We start from the raw sequence: 19,943 nt of genomic DNA on the forward strand, positions 1-19,943 counted from the left end.
AATTATAAAACAAAATAGTTACTTATAAAAATACTTTCATAAGTAACTATCGAAGAAGGGAAAAAATTAATCTTGATGAGTAAAGAGAGAGGCAAATTTATTTTTATACATCTCTTTGCTAGCTTTAGCAAAGCGGATTGTTTTAACAATACCCAATAAACTTGCTTGATGCATACGGTATAATAAGCGATGAATCATTAAGGCAAAAAATCCTTTAACATTCATTTCTTGTTTACCTGCAATTTTAATCACCCCTTGTGCTGTATCATGCAGAGAAATAATCGTTCCATTATCAACATAATTAAATGATTTCATTGGTTTATTATTTAACATGTTAATGATATTTTCATAACATATTTTTGCCATTTGATGTGCGGCTTGTGCAGTAGCTGGCGAGGCTCGCCCGCTGTCTTGCATAGCATAAGCACAATCACCAATAACAAAAATATTATCATCGCGCGTTGTTTGTAATGTTGGTTTAACCACAAGTTGATTCGAACGGCTTGATTCTAAACCAGCAATATCTTTTAAATAGTCTGGTGCTTTTACGCCTGCGGTCCAAATCATAATATCTGCGCTAATAATATCGCCTTCCTTTGGATAAAAGCTGTCACTTTCCGCCTTGGTTATCATGGTTTTTGTTAATACATGAATACCTCGCTTTTTAAGGGTATCGCTAATATTTAATGCCGTTTTTTCAGGTAAAGCAGGTAAAATACGGTCAGTTGCTTCAATAATAGATACATCAAGCAAATCAGAACACATTTTATTACGTCCACAGTTACCAAATGTTTCAACCATATGAGGTAACTCAGAAGCTAACTCAACACCTGTTGCGCCACCACCAACAATAGCAATACGAATTTTATCTTTAGCTGTTGCTTTATGTTCATCAATAATTGAACAAAAATTAGCAAATTTTGTAATCAGCGTTTCACGTAGACGAATTGCAGCGTTTTGGTCATCTAAAAAAATACAATGTTCTTTAACGCCTGGTGTGCCAAAATCGTTTGAAGTACTCCCTATTGCCAAAACTAATGTATCATATGGAACAGAAATAGATTCGTTATTTAAATTCTCAACAATAACATGTTTTTCTTCACGATTAAGATTAGTAAACGTGCCTTGAATAAATTGGAAATGGTGTTGTTGTCCTTGTTCAGCATAATCAATTTTATCAGCTTGCTCATTTAGAATACCAGTAGCAACTTCATGTAATAAAGGTTTCCAAATATGATAATTATTTTTATCTATTAGTGTAACCTCGGCTTGAGCACTTTTCCCTAATTTATCGCCCAGATTAGTTGCTAATTCTAATCCTCCCGCACCACCACCAATAATAATTATTTTAACCATATTAAACACCTTAAATTATTTATTTTTTAATAGTTTACTAAATAAGTGGGTTTTTATCTATTTTATTTGACTAATATCACTTATAAATAAAACCTATTAAAGTATTATTTTATAATTAATAAAATTTATTTTAAGTAGATATAAAAAATCAGTTATCACTATACTAACTTTGTATTGATATTAATTTATTTTTAAATTAAATTGGTATGCTTTGTGTAAATAAAGCAATTTTCGTATAATGGGAGAGAATAAATTTTACATATGCTTATTTTACAAAGTATATAATAATTTTAATTCTCTATTTCTTATCTCTTTAATACCGCTCTATACAAAATTTTATGAACAAAAAAGTTTTTACTATTATTGCGTTAATCGTTATTTTAATATCAATGACGATTTTAATTCGCTCACACAATAGTCAGTTTATCCTACAAGGTGAAGTTGATGCACCGAATGTTAGCGTTGCGTCTAAAGCCAAAGGTAGAGTGCAATTTATTCATGTTAACCGAGGTGATGATGTTAAGCCTGGTGATATTCTTATTACTCTCGATAGCCCTGAGCTATTAGCTCAAGTCAAAGCGGCTGAAGCTGCGCGAGACCAAGCAAAAGCTCAATTAGCGCTTTCGGAGCATGGAACTCGTGAAGAAAGCATTCGTTATTATGAAGCAATTCTTGAGCAAGCAAAGGTAACATATGATAATGCTTCCAAAGAATATGAGCGTAACAAAGCTATTTCGGCCAAAGGTTATGTTTCTCAATCTATCTTAGATAGCGCATTAAAAACACGCGATTCAGCGTTTCAACAAGTTCAATCAGCACAAGCTAATTTAGACCAAGCTAAAAATGGAGATCGCATTGAGCAACGTGAAATTTATGCAGCCAAATTAGAAGAAGCCGAAGAGCAACTTAAACAGCTACAAATACAATATGATGATTTACAAGTTAAAGCGCAAGTAACGGGCGAAATAGGTTCTATTCCTGCGGAAGTCGGCGAATTGTTTAATGCTAACAGTCCATTATTAACAGTGATTCAACTACCTCAAGCTTATTTTGTATTTAACTTGCGTGAAGATATCATGTCTAATATTAGCAAAGGCGATCATATTATACTTGAAGTACCTGCACTCAATCACAAAGAGATTGAAGCTGAAATTCGTTATATAGCACCAATGGGTGATTATGCAACAAAACGTGCAACAAGAGCAACAGGAGATTTTGATTTGAAAACCTTTGAAGTCAGGCTCTATCCTATTGCACCAGTTGAGGGTTTACGTGCAGGTATGAGCACATTATGGAAGATAGACAAATAATGTTAGATTTCTGGCATCGTTTTAAAGATGCGTTTAGCGCCGAAATACCACAAATTTTTAGGCGGTTTACCTTTCACTGGTTAATGTGGATTATGCCACTAATTATCTTTGTGTTAATTAGTAGTATTTTTTATCGCGGTGTATTGTATGATTTGCCAGTAGGATATATTGATCAAGATAAGAGTACTTTATCATGCGAAATCGTGCGTAATCTTAATGCTGCAGCACATGCAGATCTTATTAATTATGACAGCCAACTTTTTGATGCTGAGCGTGACCTGCAAAAAGCAAAAATTTATGCACTACTGTATATTCCACCTAATTTTGAAGCGGATGTATTATCGGGTCGCCAACCTACACCAATGCTTTACTATAATGCGTTATATTATAGTGCTGGATTATATTCGATCATGGATTATTCTGGCTTGATAGCAACAATGAATACCCAATATCGAACCACCATGGCTACCAGTATTGGTATGCCAGTTCCCCCCTTGGCAAAAGTTAACTTTAATTATGATGGTTTATTTAATGCCAGTGGTAACTCAATGTACTTCCAACAATTTTCAGCGGTAGTACATTTACTGCAGCTATTTGTTGTAACCACAACAATTCACATTTTAGCACAGTTGCCAAAGCGAACTCGTCCTAGGTACCCTTTTGTTTTAGGGAAATTAGCACCTTATACAATTTGGTTTACTATGCTGCTTATTTTTGAAATTGCTATGCTCGTTTTGTTTTCCAATGCGCGTGTATCAGGTTCTCCTTTTGCCATGATGATAGTGGTATTTTTCTATGTTATTGCTGCACAAAGCATTGGTATTTTGCTATACACTTTTACTAAAACTCCTATTGATGCCTATACTTATATAGGTATTTTAGTTGGACTTGCATTAACTTATTCTGGTGTTGTTGTACCTGAACTATCCATGCCATGGATTGCTAGATTTATCTCTTCGCTTGAACCATTAACTTATGCACTAAATAAACTGTTCGATCTGTTTTTGCGTCATTCTAGTTATTTGTCGGTGTTAAAAACATGTGTAATTTTAATGATCTATCCAATTATTATTACCGTGTTAGTCAGAAAGCGTCTAGTAAGACGTTTACATTCACAGTAAGAGGATAAATTTAGATGATTAAAATATTTTGGTCTTCATTTATAAGAATATTCTTTTATCTGTTAGGACGACCAATGTGGTTATTGCTACTATTGTCAGTATCATTAATGAGCCTTGTTTATATTAATGGGACTATCACTAATTTACCGATAGCAATTGTTGATCAAGATCATACTCCAACAAGCCGTGGTTTAATCCGCTCATTAGAAACAAGTTCAAAAATTGATACAATTATTTATGAAAGCTCGCTTCAGGCTTATGATGATATCAATAATCGTAAACTTTTTGCTGTGATCACTATTCCAAGAGATTTTGAAAAGCGCCTAATAAATGGTGAAGAAGTTACAATACCTGCATATGGTGATGCTTCAAGTCGTTTAGCTAATGGTTTAATACAAGTTGATATAAAAGGAATATATCAGCAGATATTGACTGAATATAATACTAAAATAATGCGTAATAACGGATTTTCAGATAAACAGATCAATATTATTTTATCACCTATAAAAGGCCAAACTGAACCACTTTATAATGCAGGTATCAGTTTTGCCGCCATTACCTTTCCTGGTTTGTTAGTCATGTTGTTACAGCACTCTTTTTTAATTGCTTCAACTCGTACTAATATCACCCTAAATTCGCTGCCCCAAGGCAAACCGCCTAAAATTGTTGTCTTTGGCAGTTTATGTGGGTTATTACCTATCTGGTTATTTTTATCTATTGTATTATTTGGTTTATGGCCTTGGGTACTTGGTTATCGGCAATTGGCTAGCATTCCCGAAATATTAATCATGACATTTCCACTGTTGCTTGGGGCACTAGGTTTGAGCAAATTACTAACAGAATGTTTACGCCGTACTGAGATGATATATCTTACATTAGCATTTTTAACTACACCTGTTTTCTATCTTTCAGGAACCATTTGGCCTCTTGATGCAATGCCATTATGGGTGCAATGTGTTTCTTATTCTCTACCTTCAACTTGGGCAACTAATATGATTGCAGGTGTGAATCAAATGGGGCTAAGTTTATCAGATAACTGGCTAAACATATTTATGATACTTTTACTAGGAGTAATATATAGCTCGTTAGGTATTTTCATATCAGCCTTACGAGAAGGAAAAGTTAGAAATATATTTAGAAAAATGAAAACGTTTCGATATTTAAAAATGCGTAACTAAATGATAAATATGGGTAAAGTGCATATACGGAAAATAATCTGAGTTTTACTGGGGGGATTTTTTATTACTAACACAGTGAATTGATTCACTATCCCTGTTATTATGATTATCAGTTTTCACTAAAAATAATAACGTTATTGAATGTACAATAAATTTTACCCATGGATTATTAGTTTACGGTTAGAAACCGTACCTCTTTCTCTTTCTGCGATATTAGTAGGTAATGCATTAGCTTATTGGCAACATCAATTTAGTTTTTGGATACTACTATTTTCATTAATTACAGCGTCATTGTTACAAATTCTTTCTAATCTAGCCAATGATTACGGAGATGAAATTAAAGGTAGCGATCAAAACAATCTTACTGCCCATAATCGAGGTATACAATTAGGCTTAATTACACTTAAGCAGCTAAAAATAGCGCTGTGGATTAATATTTTTTTATGTATTTTATTTGGGCTGATTTTGCTTATATTTGCTTGTAATAATATTTATGAATTATTTATTTTTATATTATTAGGATTATTATCTATTGTTGCAGCAATGACTTATACCATAGGTAAAAAACCTTATGGCTATATTGGATTTGGCGATCTATCAGTACTTACTTTTTTTGGTTTGATTGGCGTCATGGGTAGTTTCTACTTACAAACTAAGGTATTTTCTTTATCCATTATTTTACCTTCTTTAGGTTGTGGTTTGTTATCTGTTGCAGTGCTTAATATCAATAACCTTCGTGATATAGAACTAGATCGAAAAAGTAATAAGCGTACATTAGTGGTAATGATAGGTAAATGTATGGGGCGATATTATCATTTATTGCTATTACTCATAGCATTTTGTTCACTAAGTTTATTTGCATACAATAAATTACAAACAATCTGGAGCGGTTTGTTTATATTAACATTACCGTTATTTATTAAGCATATTTATATGGTTTTTCAATTTAATACGCACAAAGAAGGGGTACCTTTGTTATTACAGATGGTCAAACTTGCTTTATTGACTAATTTACTTTATTGTTTTGGGATTATTTTGAGCTAGTTCACGTTTATTTAATTTTAATATCATTTTACTTGGTATTAGCGTTATACTAAATAAACTTATATATCACAGCAAAAGGAGACTTGATAATGGAGTTTGATACTTCAATTCTTTGCGATTATTACCCAGAAGATGTTAACGTAGTTGAACCAATATTTAGTAATTTTGGTGGTGTAGCATCGTTTTCAGGTCAAGCTGTAACAGTTAAATGTTTTGAAGATAATGGCTTACTATACGAAATTTTGCAATCAGACGGCTCAGGAAAAATCCTTGTTATTGATGGGGGTGGCTCTGTTCGTCGAGCGTTAATTGATGCAGAGCTGGTAGATATTGCCGTTCAAAATCAATGGGAAGGAATTATTGTTTATGGTGCTGTTCGCCAAGTTGATTATCTGGCTGAAGCCGACATTGGTATTCAAGCTCTAGCAGCTATTCCTGTTGGTGCTGAAGATCAAGGTATTGGTGAAATTGATATTCGTGTTAATTTTGGTGGAGTGACTTTCTTCTCGGGTGATTTTGTCTATGCTGATAACACAGGTATCATCCTATCTGAAATTGCTCTTGAAATTGAAGATAAATAAAAAATAGTGTGAACCGCCGGTACCTATCGGTGGTTTTTATACTTAAACGTATACTTACCTGAAACTTTTTAACAAAAAAATCTTGAATTTTAAATCACTCGATTACGAATATAACCGCCAGTTACCGTCTTTATTAAACCTTCTAGTTCCATATCTAATAATTTGACGCTCACTTCTGAAATCGACATATTTACTTGTTGAGCAATAATATCAATAGGGATAGGTTGATGATGAATCACAGCAAAAATTTCAGGATACAAAATAGAATTATTTTGTTCTTCTTTAAGCTGATTACACGAGCTATTTACTGCTGATAAATAACTATAATAATGCTCTAAAATATCAACTGGTTTAGAAACTAAATAAGCGCCTTGTTTAATTAAATAGTGAGTTCCACTACAGTTTTCATTGTTAATATCACCTGGTAAGGCAAATACATCTCGATTTTGTTCAAGTGCATAGCGCGCAGTAATTAACGAGCCGCTTTTTTCTGAAGCTTCAACCACGAAAGTTCCTAAACTTAACCCGCTAATAATTCGGTTCCGACGAGGAAAATAGACGGATCTGGCTTTTTCAAATGGAAAAAATTCGGACACAATAGCCCCACCTTGCTCCAAAATATCATTGGCTAAGTTTAAATTTGATCTTGGTGCAATTTTTGCTAAACCGCTGCCTAACACTGCGATGGTATGACCCGATACTTCAAGTGCGCCACGATGGCAAATAGCATCTAATCCAAGCGCTAAACCGCTGGTAATTGTTAAACCATTAATAGCTAATTCACTAGCAAAATATCGTCCCCACTGTGCTCCATATTCACTAAATTCACGACTTCCAACCATAGCTAATTGAGGTGAATGTAATAACTGTCGATTACCTAAAACAAACAACAATAAAGGCGGAGAACAAATTTGTTTAAGTAATAAAGGATAATCGTTATCACAATAAGCAATAAGGTGTTTTTGTGGGTGGGGTGATTCTAACCATTGAAGTATTGGTTCTAAATGAAGATATGATGTTTCATAAAAACGCACTATTTGAACATCCGACAATCCTAGTTTATTTAACAAACAAGGCACATTTTGTATGCTACTTGGTAAACCGTTAGCAAAAAACTGTCCAATTTTTTCAAAAAAATTTTGTTTTCCATATCCAACCATTGAAATTCTTAATAAGAATTCATATTTACTCATCATAATCTTTCCGCACTCGTTTTAAATGATTTAACTATCTTGAATTGATAAGATAAATACTAACAATAGCCAACCAAGGCTATTCATCAGTATGATAAATGTTTACAATGAGCAAAAATTTGAATAAACCCGAAATTTGAGGAGTAGATCGAAGAATTTATGGCTATTTTACCGGTATTACGTTTTCCTGATGAGCGACTTCGCAAAGTTGCTAAGCCTGTTACCAAGTTCACCCCTGAGCTACAAACGATCATCGATAACATGATCGAAACCATGTACGACGAAAACGGTATTGGGCTTGCTGCAACCCAAGTTGATGTACATAAACAAATTATTGTTATTGATGTATCAGAAGATAAAAGCCAAGTTTATGTGATCATCAATCCTGAAGTGATAAGCCAAGAAGGTGAAACGGGTATTGAGGAAGGGTGCTTATCGGTACCTGATTGTCGTGGATTTGTGCCAAGAGCAGAAAAAATCAAAATTAAAGCACTAGATCGCCATGGTAATCCTTACGAAATTGATGCCGATGAGTTACTTGCTATCTGTATCCAACACGAAATGGATCATTTAAAAGGTAAACTCTTTGTTGATTACCTTTCACCATTAAAACGTCAACGAATTGAACAAAAGATGAAGAAACTTGCTCGTGAGGAGCAACGGAATCAATAAAATTAACCGCCACAGTGATTGGCGGTTAACCTATCTAAAGATAACTATTTAGCAACAATTACCATCGCAGGACGAATTAATCGACCATTTAAGGTATAGCCTTTTTGGATGGTATTTACTATTTGACCTGATTGATGTTCTGGTGATTCAACCATGCTAATTGCTTGGTGCACATCAGGATTTAGTTGTGAATCTTCAGTATTAATCACTTCAATACCAAATTTTTTGACAGTATCTAGGAATGATTTTAATGTCAGTTCTAACCCTTCAACAGTAGCTTTATGCTCAGGGTTGGTTTTATCTGTAGATTCTAAAGCTCGTTCTAAATTATCAATAACGGGTAATAATTCATTAGAGAATTTTTCTAGTGCAAATTTACGAGCTTTATCAACATCTTGTTCAACACGTTTACGAACATTATCAATTTCAGCTCGCGCACGAATCATGGCTTCGCTTTCATTTTTTTTAGCCAACTGTAATGCTTGTTCTAGCTCTACAATACGTGCATCTTTTGCGTTTAATTGCTCTTCTAGACTTGGTTGCACTGGAGCTTCTTGCTCTGTTGTTTCTTCAGCTGGTGTGTCAATGTTAGTTTCATTTTCTGACATATTTTTATCTTGCTCTGTCATAAGGTACTCCAAATAATGTAGTCGAAAACTTAGTGAATTACGGTTATTATGGGGACAATTTTTATGATTACAAGCTTATCAGTAAATTGATATGTAATTTTTTGACCTGTGACGAAAAAATACATATCGTTTATATAAAAGAATAACAAGGATATTTTATGAATACACCTTTTAAATGCATTGGTCTCATTGGACTTCCTCGCAAATTAGAGGCAATCGAAACTCATCAAGTGCTTTATGATTGGCTTGTTAGTCTTGGTATTCATGTGCTAGTTGAAGATCGCTTAGCGGATCATATTCAATTTCCAGTTAGCCATTACGCTTCGTTAGAAGCAATTGGTGAACAAGCTGACCTAGCCATTGTTGTGGGTGGTGATGGAAATATGCTACGTTCAGCTAGGTACTTGTCACACTATAAAATCAAAGTGATTGGTGTTAATCGAGGTAATCTCGGTTTCTTAACAGATATCTCGCATGAACAAGTAATTGAACAATTAAGTTCTGTTATTGCCGGTGAATATGAGGAGGATCCTCGTTTCTTATTAGAAGTTTCCATTTATGATAATGGTAATTTGATTAATTCGAGTTTCGCCGTAAACGAAATTGTCGTCACTCCTAACACGGTAGCGCATATGATTGACTATGATGTTTACATTAATGAACGTAATGCGTTTTCACAGCGAGCTGATGGGTTAATTATTGCAACGCCAACAGGCTCTACCGCTTACTCGTTATCGGCTGGAGGTCCTATTTTAGCGCCTCATTTAGATGCATTAATTATTACGCCAATGTTTCCGCATTCGTTAGCAGTTAGACCTTTGGTTATCAAAGGCAATAACCCAATTCATCTTAAATTTCCAACTACTGCGCTTGATTTAAATATTGCCTGTGATAGCCAAATTATTTTACCGGTCAAACCAACGCAAGATGTGATTATTCGCCGATCTTTATATGAATTTAATTTAATTCATACCAAAGATTATGATTATTTTAATAATCTTTCGACTAAGTTAGGATGGTCGCAAAAGATGTTTTAATCTATTTTTGTAAAAAACTTTCAGGAAAGTATGCGTTTTAGTATAAGATTACATCTTAAATAACCAATGTCATGATATAAACGGTGAATGATGAAAAGATAGCTGCAATCACATCATCCACCATAATACCAAAACCGCCAGGTATACGTTTATCAAACCAACGAATTGGCCACGGTTTTGCCATGTCAAAAATCCTAAATGCTACAAAGGCTATCGCAATCCACATAACAGAAAGTTGTGGAATAAAAAATAGGGTGATCCACATGCCAACAAATTCATCCCATACTATATGCCCTGAATCGTGTGTATGGGTATCATCCGATGTTTTTTGGCAAATAAAACAACCAAAAATAAAAGTCACTAAAATAAAGACCCAGTATAAAGCTGGTTGTAAACCATAAAATAATAGCCAAAGTGGAATCGCCATTAACGATCCCATTGTTCCCGGCATAATTGGAGATAAACCACTACCTAGTCCTACAGCTAAAAAATGAATGGGATTGGTTAACTTGAGGAATTTTTTAAAATCTTTATTTCGTTCTTGTTTTGTCATAATCTAATATTCTTTTAAATAAAATTTGCCGACATTAAGCCGGCAAAAAGAGAGTGCCTAATTTTTTAGCTAAGTATTTAAGTATTGATTATGACAATATTATTCATCTTTGGCTAATGTTGCAACCATTACCGCTTTAATGGTATGTAGCCTGTTTTCGGCTTCATCAAAAACAATACTATGTTCAGATTCAAACACATCATTAGTCACTTCAAGTCCATTGGTTAAACCATATTGAGCTGCCATCTGTTTACCGACGGTAGTGTTCATATCATGAAAAGCGGGTAAACAGTGCATGAATTTGACATTTGGATTATTGGTAAGTTTAATAACATTTTCATTCACTTGATAAGGTGTTAATAATTTAACACGCTCATCCCAAACTTCCTTAGGCTCACCCATTGATACCCATACATCAGTATATAAAAAGTCGACGTCTTTAACTCCTTTGGCAACATCTTCGGTTAAGATAATTTTTGCCCCCGTATTTTTTGCTATATCTTGGCACTTTTGTACGAGTTCGGCTTCGGGATGACAGGCCTTTGGTGCAACTAAACGAATTTCCATCCCCATTAAAGCCGCACCTTCCATTAACGAATTTCCCATGTTATTACGGGCATCGCCTAAATAGGCAAATTTAATGCTACTTAATGGGCGATTGCCTATATGCTCTTTCATTGTCATAAAATCGGCTAAAATTTGGGTTGGATGTGCTTCGGTCGTTAAACCATTCCATACTGGTACACCAGCATATTGGGCTAATGTTTCAACGATCTCTTGGCCATAACCACGATACTCAATACCGTCATACATTCGACCCAGCACGCGTGCGGTATCCGCAATTGATTCTTTATGACCGATTTGACTACCACTTGGTCCTAAATAAGTGACATTTGCACCTTGATCAAATGCACCAACCTCAAAAGCACAACGCGTACGGGTGGAGTCTTTCTCAAAAATTAATGCAATATTTTTACCAATCAAATGTTGTTGTTCTTGCCCTTGTTGTTTGGCTTGTTTTAATTCGATAGCAAGATTAATTAATTGATTGATTTCGGTAGAGGTAAAATCAAGTAATCGTAAAAAATGACGCTGATAAAAACCGTGCATGATATAGCTCCTAATAACCGTAATGATTTAAATGATTTTATTTGAATAATTATGCAAATTCAAGTTAAACATCATAATAACCCTAATATTTTACCTTTATGTTGAGATAAGTCTCAAAAATTAGACATAATTATTAAAATAATTTTTATAATATTGCTTTTTTTGTACAAAAAAGTGTAATAAAATGACCAAATATTGTATCTTTGTAGCTAGGTAAAATTGAATTTTTATTCAAAATTCATGATAATTCATTCAAAGGATCTTTTAGTCATGCAAACTTATGCCCTCCTTATGTTACAAGATGGTTCGCAATTTATCGGGAAATCAATTGGTGCTGATGGTCAAACAGTTGGGGAAGTGGTATTTAACACCTCAATGACAGGTTACCAAGAAATTCTTACCGATCCGTCTTACTGTGAGCAATTGGTTACATTAACCTACCCGCACATTGGTAATGTAGGAACGAATGATACCGATGCCGAATCGAACCAAGTTTATGCAAAAGGTTTGATTATTCGTGATTTGCCATTATTAGCTAGCAACTATCGAGGCGAACTCTGCCTTTCTAGCTATTTAAAAAAACATAATGTTATTGCCATTGCGGATATTGATACGCGGCGCTTAACCCGTATTTTGCGTGAAAAAGGTGCACAGCATGGCGTCATCATAACAGCAACGGACAAAACGACCTTACTTGAAAAAGCCGAAATAGCTAAACAGCAGGCGATCGATTTTAAAGGATTAAGTGGGCTTGATTTAGCCAAAGAAGTGACTTGTTTGACAAGTTATATTTGGTCACAAGGCATATGGACAAGGCAACAGCAACAGCCTGCTCCAAAACCAGAAAGCCAATTACCATATCATGTTGTTGCTTACGACTTTGGTGTAAAACATAATATTTTGCGAATGTTAGTTGAGCGTGGTTGTAAATTAACTGTTGTACCAGCCAAAACGACAGCAAAACAAGTCCTTGCTTTAAAGCCCGATGGGATATTTTTATCTAATGGTCCAGGAGATCCTGCACCTTGCAGTTATGCGATTGATGCCATTAAACAGTTTTTAAACACAGATATTCCTATTTTTGGCATTTGTTTAGGTCATCAACTTCTTGCGCTTGCTTGTGGTGCTAAAACTATCAAAATGAAGTTTGGTCATCATGGTGGTAATCATCCTGTTAAAGATCTAGAAAATAATAAGGTAATGATCACTGCACAAAATCACGGCTTCGCTGTAGATGAAGCAAGCTTACCAGCTCATTTACGAGCGACGCATAAATCACTGTTCGATGGTTCATTACAAGGCATTCATCACAATCAAAAACCAGCTTTTAGTTTTCAAGGTCATCCCGAAGCCAGTCCTGGGCCTCATGATGCAGCATCACTTTTTGACCACTTTATTGAGTTAATTAAAATTTATAAGCAGGAGCAATAATCATGGCTAAGCGAACAGATATAAAAAGTATACTAATTATTGGTGCTGGCCCAATTGTTATTGGTCAAGCATGTGAATTTGATTATTCTGGTGCTCAAGCCTGTAAAGCGCTGCGTGAAGAAGGTTATCGTGTTATTTTAGTTAACTCTAATCCAGCCACTATCATGACAGATCCTGAAATGGCTGATGCCACTTATATTGAACCCATTCATTGGACAAGCGTTCGTAAGATTATTGAACAAGAAAGGCCAGACGCCATTTTACCAACCATGGGCGGTCAAACAGCGTTAAACTGTGCATTAGAGCTTGAAAAACAAGGTGTATTGAAAGAATTTAATGTTGAAATGATAGGTGCAACAGCAGATGCTATCGATAAAGCCGAAGATCGGAAACGCTTTGATGAGGCGATGAAAAAAATTGGTCTTGATACCGCTCGCTCAGGGATTGCTCATTCACTTAAAGAAGCTTACGCCGTTCTTGATCAAGTTGGTTTTCCTTGCATTATTCGTCCATCATTTACCATGGGGGGCACCGGTGGCGGCATTGCTTATAATACCGAAGAGTTTGACGAAATTTGTACTCGAGGACTTGATCTTTCGCCAACCAATGAACTACTTATTGATGAATCATTAATTGGTTGGAAAGAATATGAAATGGAAGTAGTTCGAGACAAAAATGATAACTGCATTATTGTTTGTTCAATTGAAAACTTCGATCCAATGGGTATTCATACAGGTGATTCAATTACGGTGGCTCCGGCACAAACCTTGACTGATAAAGAATACCAAATCATGCGTAACGCTTCGATCGCGGTACTGCGTGAAATTGGTGTTGAAACGGGTGGCTCCAATGTACAATTTTCGGTTGATCCAAAGACAGGGCGATTAATTGTTATTGAGATGAATCCACGAGTGTCACGATCATCTGCCTTAGCTTCGAAAGCAACGGGCTTTCCTATCGCGAAAATCGCCGCCAAACTGGCTGTCGGTTATACGCTTGATGAATTATCTAATGATATAACAGGCGGAAAAACCCCCGCTTCATTTGAACCGTCAATTGATTATGTTGTTACCAAAATTCCACGCTTTAATTTTGAAAAATTTGCTGGTTGTAACGATCGTTTAACCACACAAATGAAATCAGTTGGTGAAGTGATGGCCATTGGGCGTACCTTCCAAGAATCAATACAAAAAGCGTTGCGAGGGCTTGAAGTTGGCGCTTCAGGATTTGATCCTAAAATTGATAATTATACTGATGAAAAAAATATCACCAAAATTCGTTATGAGCTCCAAGAAGCGGGTGCTGATCGGATTTGGTATATTGCTGATGCTTTTAGGGCAGGATTCAACTTAGAAGATATCTTTTTACTAACCAATATTGATCGTTGGTTTTTAGTACAAATTGAAGAGTTGGTTAACCTTGAAAATAAGCTAAAGGAACAATCACTTGCGCAACTTGATCAAGAAACTTTGTGGCAATTAAAACGTAAAGGTTTTTCAGATTTACGCATCGCCAAACTGCTTAATACCACAGAACAAGCTGTTCGCGATTTACGTCATCAATATCAAATTCACCCTGTTTATAAACGTGTTGATACCTGTGCGGCTGAATTTGCAACAGATACCGCTTATCTTTATTCAACCTATGAGCAAGAGTGTGAAGCTAATCCTCAATTTAACCGTAAAAAAATTATGATCCTAGGTGGTGGTCCTAATCGGATTGGACAAGGTATTGAGTTTGATTATTGCTGTGTACATGCGGCATTGGCACTGCGTGAGGATGGTTATGAGACCATTATGGTTAACTGTAATCCCGAAACGGTTTCAACCGATTACGATACTTCTGACCGCCTCTATTTTGAGCCAGTTACGCTTGAAGATGTGCTTGAAATTGCACATGTTGAAAAACCAGATGGTGTTATTGTGCAATACGGTGGGCAAACACCGCTAAAACTTGCTCGTGCGCTTGAAGCTGCAGGGCTACCAATTATTGGTACCTCACCTGATGCTATAGATAAAGCCGAAGATCGTAAACGCTTTCAAGAAGTCGTCGATAAACTGAAATTAAAACAACCTGTCAACGCCACAGTGACCGATATTAACGAGGCTGTCATTGAAGCAGAAAAAATAGGTTATCCATTAGTGGTTAGACCTTCTTATGTATTAGGAGGTCGAGCAATGGAAATTGTCTATAATGAACAAGATTTAAGGCGTTATTTTAAAACAGCGGTAAGCGAATCAAATAATGCACCAGTCTTACTTGATCACTTTTTAGATGATGCAATTGAAGTTGATATTGATGTAATTGCTGATGGTGAGCAAATCCTGATTGGTGGCATTATGGAACATATTGAACAAGCAGGTATTCACTCTGGTGATTCCGCTTGCTCACTACCAACACACACATTAACTGCAGATATTTTAGACAAACTACGACAACAAGCCAAACAATTAGCACTTGAACTCAATGTAAAAGGTTTAATGAATGGGCAATTTGCGGTCAAAGATAATCAAATTTATTTGATCGAAATCAATCCTCGTGCAGCTCGTACTGTACCTTTTGTCTCAAAAGCAACGGGTTTACCACTGGCGAAAATAGCGGCTCGTGTGATGACGGGGCAATCACTTGCCAAGCAAAATGTGACTAAAGAGGTGATTCCTCCTTATTATTCGGTAAAAGAAGTGGTATTACCGTTTAATAAATTCAGTGGTGTCGACCCAATATTAGGTCCTGAAATGCGCTCAACTGGTGAAGTAATGGGAATTGGTAAAACCTTTGCTGAAGCCTTTGCTAAAGCTCAGCTAGGTAGTTTATCCAATATGAAAAAATCAGGGAAAGCATTATTATCGGTTCGCGATCAGGATAAAACAAGGCTGTTAGAGGTAGCTAAACGGTTAATTACTCATGGGTTTAGTATTGATGCAACTATTGGCACGGCAAAGGTATTACAACAAGCAAATATACCATGCCAAGTCGTAAAAAAAGAAAACGAAGGGCGACCAAATATCCATGACCATATAAAAAATGGCGAATATAGCTATATTCTTAATACCACTTCTGGACGAGCAGCTATTGAAGCTTCAAAAGTATTACGTCGAAGTGCCATTCAATATAAGGTACATTACGATACCACGATGAATGCTGCTTATGCTACAACTGCAGCGCTAGATTACGATCCGGCACAAACTGTAACGCCATTACAGCAACTTTATTGCTAATCACAAAGATAAAGACGAGTATCACTCGTCTTTAAAAATTCCATCCACAATATAATAACTTAGAAATCATGAAATTGTTCTTAATAAACAATAAAATGCTCGTTTTTGATACAGAATAATGTTAATTTATTTGCTATATTTCAATCAATTTAATTAGTTATTATCATGGATATGATTCATTCTTCTGATCTAAAAGACATTCAATTAATTACGGCTATTTCTGCATTACTACATGACCTTGGCAAAGCAACAGTTGGCTTTCAAGATAAATTAAATAAAGGTCTTGTTGCTGCTGATCCTTATCGTCATGAATGGATTTCATTACAACTATTTTTATTGATGATTCAAGGCTGTACTACCAATCAAGCTGTATTGGAGCGCTTAGCAAATTTTACTGAATTTCAAAATCAAAACCTAGATTGGCATAAAGAATTAACCAAAATTGAATATAATGATCTCACAATATTACCAATATTAGCACAATGGATTGCTTGGCTTATAGTTTCGCATCATAGAATGCCATTTTTTGTACTCGTAGAACCAAAAGATTTTAAAGGTATGCAAAATGATGATTTTGATATTTCTAAGTTAACGATAGATAGCTTTTATGAAAATCTAACTGCAGTTGAAGGATGGGTTAAAAACAATTTTAGTCAGTATCCTGCACCTGAAAATTTCTGGGAACTTCAAGATAGTGTAACAAATAGTAAATTGTGGCTACACAAACTAAATGAATATGCTACAGCAGGTTTAAATCAAGAATCATTAATACAGTTAAGCCAAGTAGATCCTTTTTTATTACATATTTCGCGCTTATGTTTGATGACGGCTGATTACAATTATTCCAGTTTGCCACCTATAGCTAAAAAGAATAATTACCAACAAACACTAATTGCCAACACCTATCTAGGTGAAGAAGGCAAGCAAACTAAGCAGTATTTGGATGAACATTTGTTAGGTGTTGCTGAATATTCAGAGAGTTTTGCTAACTTATTAACTAAAATTACTACCCAACTCCCTACAATTAATCAACACAAATATTTTACTGAACATACAACTGTCGAACGCTTCCAGTGGCAAAATCATGCTTTTGATTTAGCAAAAAGTTATCAACAACAATCTGATGAATGTGGCTTTTTTGGTGTTAACATGGCATCGACTGGCTGTGGTAAAACCTTAGCCAATGGGCGGATTATGTATGCGCTTTCAAATCCAAAACGGGGCGTGCGTTTTACCATTGCATTGGGATTACGTGTTTTAACGTTGCAAACAGGTAAAGCATTAAGAGAAAGATTACACTTAAGTGATGAACATCTGGCGATTTTAGTGGGTGGGCGAGCCACAAAAACCTTGTTTGAACTGAGTAATGAAAACATTGAACAAAACGATTCAGAAAACCAAGGTAGTGAATCTATCGAATCGTTACTTGATGAATATCTTGATGTAGCAGAAAGTGGTATTGCGGATTGTGAATTAGGGACAATTATCGAAGACAGTAAAGCACGGCAATTACTTTATGCGCCCATTGTGACATGCACTATTGACCATATTATTCAAGCTAGCGAATGTACCCGAGGCGGTAAATATATTGCACCCACGTTAAGATTGTTAACCTCAGATTTGATTTTAGATGAGCCGGATGATTTTGATCAACATGACTTACCTGCACTGGCTCGCTTGGTGCATTTAGCTGGGTTATTTGGTAGCAAAGTGCTACTCTCATCAGCAACCTTAACGCCTGATTTAATTGCTGGATTATTTGATGCTTACCAAGCAGGGCGAAAAATTTGGAATCAAAATAACCAATATGCCAATAATGCCATTGTATGTGGTTGGTTTGATGAATATGAACAGTCGATATCACAAATTGCTGATACTAAAACGTTTAGCGATCACCATCAACAATTTGTAGCAATGCGCATTCATCAATTAGCACAAAGTGCAATCCGCCGTAAAGGGCATATTTTAGATCTACTAAATTACCAAGAAAATAAAACAGAAAACCAAAAAATTAATTATGGTGTGCTAGCTAAACAACTATTAGATCAAGCTTATCAATTTCACCAAGATCATCATCAAATTGATAAAAAATCACAAAAAAAGGTAAGTATCGGTTTAATGCGTTTTGCCCATACAGAAGATGTTATTTCACTTACCGAACAAATTTACGAACAAAAGAAGTTACCTAGTGATACTGCTTTTCATATCGTGGTTTATCATGCTCGACAACTGCTGTTATTGCGTAGCCAATTAGAAGAAAAACTTGATAGAATTTTAAATCGCAGTGATGAACAGGCACTATTTAGCCAACCCGAAATTCTCCAAGCGATAAAAAGTAGCGATAAAGAAAACCATATTTTTATTGTGATTGGCACACCAGTCACCGAAGTCGGGCGTGATCACGATTATGATTGGGCGATTGTCGAACCATCATCCATGCGCTCTATTATTCAGTTAGTGGGGCGAGTATGGCGTCACCGACCACAAAAAATTGCACAAAAGGCCAATGTGGCCATATTAGGCTCAAATTTAAAAGCAATTGAATCTAATTATCGTACGGATAAGGCCTGTTTTACTAAACCAGGATTTGAAGAAGAGTCATTATTCTTGCTGAAAACCCATAAAACAAATGAACTAATTCCTGAGCATCAGTTAGTAAATATTGATGCTATTCCACGTATTAAATCCTGCCCTGAAGATGGGCTAACGCTAGCTGAATTAGAACATAAGGTCATGGCAGATCTTTTTGCAATTAATGCCCGTAAAAGTAATTATGTGACCAGCTATTGGCAACAAGGCTTAGCTCATCACCATTGTGTGCATTTACAGGCGATTTCGCCATTTAGAGAGAATGATAAGACACAAGATGAATATATTTGCCAACTTGACGACGATGGCGATTATCAATTTAGCTATGCAGATATCGCATGGCAAACACCAGATGAGTGCTGTAAAGATACACAAAATAGTATAATTGAATATAAAAACTGGTCATTTGATAATCCTAATATCCAACCTTGGTTAATTAATAATGTCGAGCAAGCCATAGCAAAAATAACCGAATATTTCCCAAATAAAACGCCATATCGCTTAGCAAATGAATTTTGTAGCGTAAGCTTATATCGCAATTGCAGTTGGTGTTTTCATCCTTATTTAGGATTTTATGAAAAGAAAGAATAAAAGAATATGGTTTTTATACTGAAACACATAGTTACCTGAAACTTTTTGACAAAATATCGTCAGGTGCATAATGGTTGCTAGTAAAAGGTAGGGAATTCTTTTATACTGAGCTTTGACAGCCGAATAGGTTGCTGAGAAATGTTAAGTATTTACTTTTCTTTGAAGTGAATTTTACCGCTGAATAAGCGGTCTATAAAAGTGTTAATCTCGGAGTGTGTAAATTAGCTGGTTTTATTTATCATATTGATTTTTTTAAATTATTTTTTGTTTTTGATTTGACACGCCTGTTAAGTATTAAATTTTTCTTTGTTTCTTTCTTTTTTATACTTT

At 35.4% G+C, this 19,943-nt stretch carries 15 protein-coding genes; 10 read left to right on the forward strand and 5 right to left on the reverse strand.

All coding sequences use genetic code 11. The features are described 5' to 3' along the window. Positions 1 to 66: 66 nt before the first annotated feature. Positions 67 to 1,356: an NAD(P)/FAD-dependent oxidoreductase gene (locus A9G25_RS00690; protein WP_065625313.1), complete on the reverse strand. Its 1,290-nt coding sequence runs from the start codon at positions 1,354 to 1,356 to the stop codon at positions 67 to 69. Between the two features lie 338 nt (positions 1,357 to 1,694). Here A9G25_RS00690 and A9G25_RS00695 point away from each other — a divergent pair, with 338 nt between their 5' ends. The 5 genes from A9G25_RS00695 (at position 1,695) to rraA (ending at position 6,590) form a co-directional block, all read left to right on the forward strand. After that, positions 1,695 to 2,666 carry an HlyD family secretion protein gene (locus A9G25_RS00695; RefSeq protein WP_065625314.1) on the forward strand — a complete coding sequence of 324 codons (972 nt, stop codon included), beginning with the start codon at positions 1,695 to 1,697 and terminating at the stop codon, positions 2,664 to 2,666. Next, complete coding sequence (locus tag A9G25_RS00700) at positions 2,666 to 3,787, forward strand: ABC transporter permease (protein WP_218057496.1); 1,122 nt, start codon at positions 2,666 to 2,668, stop codon at positions 3,785 to 3,787. The genes A9G25_RS00695 and A9G25_RS00700 overlap by 1 nt, the downstream gene beginning before the upstream one ends. Before the next feature lie 17 nt (positions 3,788 to 3,804). Next, on the forward strand, positions 3,805 to 4,965 hold the full coding sequence (locus tag A9G25_RS00705) for an ABC transporter permease (protein WP_081297102.1): 1,161 nt from the start codon (positions 3,805 to 3,807) through the stop codon (positions 4,963 to 4,965). Positions 4,966 to 5,106: 141 nt separating this feature from the next. Further along, positions 5,107 to 6,009: a 1,4-dihydroxy-2-naphthoate polyprenyltransferase gene (locus A9G25_RS00710; protein ID WP_065625316.1), complete on the forward strand. Its 903-nt coding sequence runs from the start codon at positions 5,107 to 5,109 to the stop codon at positions 6,007 to 6,009. An 89-nt stretch (positions 6,010 to 6,098) separates the two neighbouring features. Next, positions 6,099 to 6,590, forward strand: coding sequence for a ribonuclease E activity regulator RraA (gene rraA, locus A9G25_RS00715; RefSeq protein ID WP_034909391.1), 492 nt, complete (start codon positions 6,099 to 6,101; stop codon positions 6,588 to 6,590). Positions 6,591 to 6,679: 89 nt separating this feature from the next. On the opposite strand, the gene dprA is transcribed toward rraA, so the two are convergent. Next, on the reverse strand, positions 6,680 to 7,783 hold the full coding sequence (dprA, locus tag A9G25_RS00720; RefSeq protein WP_176701045.1) for a DNA-processing protein DprA: 1,104 nt from the start codon (positions 7,781 to 7,783) through the stop codon (positions 6,680 to 6,682). 159 nt (positions 7,784 to 7,942) lie between these two features. Between dprA and def the strand changes: the two genes are divergently transcribed. Then, a complete protein-coding gene (def, locus tag A9G25_RS00725; RefSeq protein ID WP_034909396.1) occupies positions 7,943 to 8,455 on the forward strand; it encodes a peptide deformylase in 513 nt (170 codons plus the stop codon). Between the two features lie 44 nt (positions 8,456 to 8,499). On the opposite strand, the gene grpE is transcribed toward def, so the two are convergent. Beyond that, positions 8,500 to 9,084: a nucleotide exchange factor GrpE gene (gene grpE / locus A9G25_RS00730; RefSeq protein ID WP_065561641.1), complete on the reverse strand. Its 585-nt coding sequence runs from the start codon at positions 9,082 to 9,084 to the stop codon at positions 8,500 to 8,502. A gap of 158 nt (positions 9,085 to 9,242) precedes the next feature. Here grpE and nadK point away from each other — a divergent pair, with 158 nt between their 5' ends. After that, the gene (gene nadK / locus A9G25_RS00735) at positions 9,243 to 10,121 is read left to right on the forward strand and encodes an NAD(+) kinase (RefSeq protein WP_065605828.1); all 879 of its coding nucleotides are present in this window, start codon (positions 9,243 to 9,245) and stop codon (positions 10,119 to 10,121) included. Between the two features lie 55 nt (positions 10,122 to 10,176). Here the strand turns inward: nadK and A9G25_RS00740 are convergent, their stop codons facing one another. Continuing rightward, positions 10,177 to 10,674 carry a phosphatidylglycerophosphatase A family protein gene (locus A9G25_RS00740; protein WP_034947327.1) on the reverse strand — a complete coding sequence of 166 codons (498 nt, stop codon included), beginning with the start codon at positions 10,672 to 10,674 and terminating at the stop codon, positions 10,177 to 10,179. A gap of 99 nt (positions 10,675 to 10,773) precedes the next feature. Further along, a complete protein-coding gene (gene argF, locus A9G25_RS00745) occupies positions 10,774 to 11,784 on the reverse strand; it encodes an ornithine carbamoyltransferase (RefSeq protein WP_065625317.1) in 1,011 nt (336 codons plus the stop codon). A 270-nt stretch (positions 11,785 to 12,054) separates the two neighbouring features. On the opposite strand from argF, the gene carA reads away from it, so the two are divergent. From carA to cas3f, 3 genes are all read left to right on the forward strand, one after another. Next, the gene (gene carA, locus A9G25_RS00750) at positions 12,055 to 13,215 is read left to right on the forward strand and encodes a glutamine-hydrolyzing carbamoyl-phosphate synthase small subunit (RefSeq protein ID WP_065625318.1); all 1,161 of its coding nucleotides are present in this window, start codon (positions 12,055 to 12,057) and stop codon (positions 13,213 to 13,215) included. 2 nt (positions 13,216 to 13,217) lie between these two features. Then, positions 13,218 to 16,433 carry a carbamoyl-phosphate synthase large subunit gene (carB, locus tag A9G25_RS00755; protein WP_065625319.1) on the forward strand — a complete coding sequence of 1,072 codons (3,216 nt, stop codon included), beginning with the start codon at positions 13,218 to 13,220 and terminating at the stop codon, positions 16,431 to 16,433. A 171-nt stretch (positions 16,434 to 16,604) separates the two neighbouring features. Further along, positions 16,605 to 19,613, forward strand: a complete 3,009-nt coding sequence (gene cas3f / locus A9G25_RS00760; RefSeq protein WP_081297103.1) for a type I-F CRISPR-associated helicase Cas3f — start codon at positions 16,605 to 16,607, stop codon at positions 19,611 to 19,613. Positions 19,614 to 19,943: the final 330 nt, after the last annotated feature.

Origin of the sequence: Gilliamella sp. Bif1-4, from assembly GCF_001690535.1 — a bacterium.
GTDB lineage: Bacteria > Pseudomonadota > Gammaproteobacteria > Enterobacterales > Orbaceae > Gilliamella > Gilliamella bombi.

Coding starts and splice junctions, on each gene's coding strand:
- nadK (WP_065605828.1), top strand. CDS start 9,243: ATGAATACACCTTTTAAATGCATTGGTCTCATTGGACTTCCTCGCAAA.
- grpE (WP_065561641.1), bottom strand. CDS start 9,084: ATGACAGAGCAAGATAAAAATATGTCAGAAAATGAAACTAACATTGAC.
- A9G25_RS00690 (WP_065625313.1), bottom strand. CDS start 1,356: ATGGTTAAAATAATTATTATTGGTGGTGGTGCGGGAGGATTAGAATTA.
- dprA (WP_176701045.1), bottom strand. CDS start 7,783: ATGAGTAAATATGAATTCTTATTAAGAATTTCAATGGTTGGATATGGA.
- A9G25_RS00740 (WP_034947327.1), bottom strand. CDS start 10,674: ATGACAAAACAAGAACGAAATAAAGATTTTAAAAAATTCCTCAAGTTA.
- carB (WP_065625319.1), top strand. CDS start 13,218: ATGGCTAAGCGAACAGATATAAAAAGTATACTAATTATTGGTGCTGGC.
- rraA (WP_034909391.1), top strand. CDS start 6,099: ATGGAGTTTGATACTTCAATTCTTTGCGATTATTACCCAGAAGATGTT.
- carA (WP_065625318.1), top strand. CDS start 12,055: ATGCAAACTTATGCCCTCCTTATGTTACAAGATGGTTCGCAATTTATC.
- A9G25_RS00710 (WP_065625316.1), top strand. CDS start 5,107: ATGTACAATAAATTTTACCCATGGATTATTAGTTTACGGTTAGAAACC.
- cas3f (WP_081297103.1), top strand. CDS start 16,605: ATGATTCATTCTTCTGATCTAAAAGACATTCAATTAATTACGGCTATT.
- argF (WP_065625317.1), bottom strand. CDS start 11,784: ATGCACGGTTTTTATCAGCGTCATTTTTTACGATTACTTGATTTTACC.
- A9G25_RS00695 (WP_065625314.1), top strand. CDS start 1,695: ATGAACAAAAAAGTTTTTACTATTATTGCGTTAATCGTTATTTTAATA.
- A9G25_RS00700 (WP_218057496.1), top strand. CDS start 2,666: ATGTTAGATTTCTGGCATCGTTTTAAAGATGCGTTTAGCGCCGAAATA.
- def (WP_034909396.1), top strand. CDS start 7,943: ATGGCTATTTTACCGGTATTACGTTTTCCTGATGAGCGACTTCGCAAA.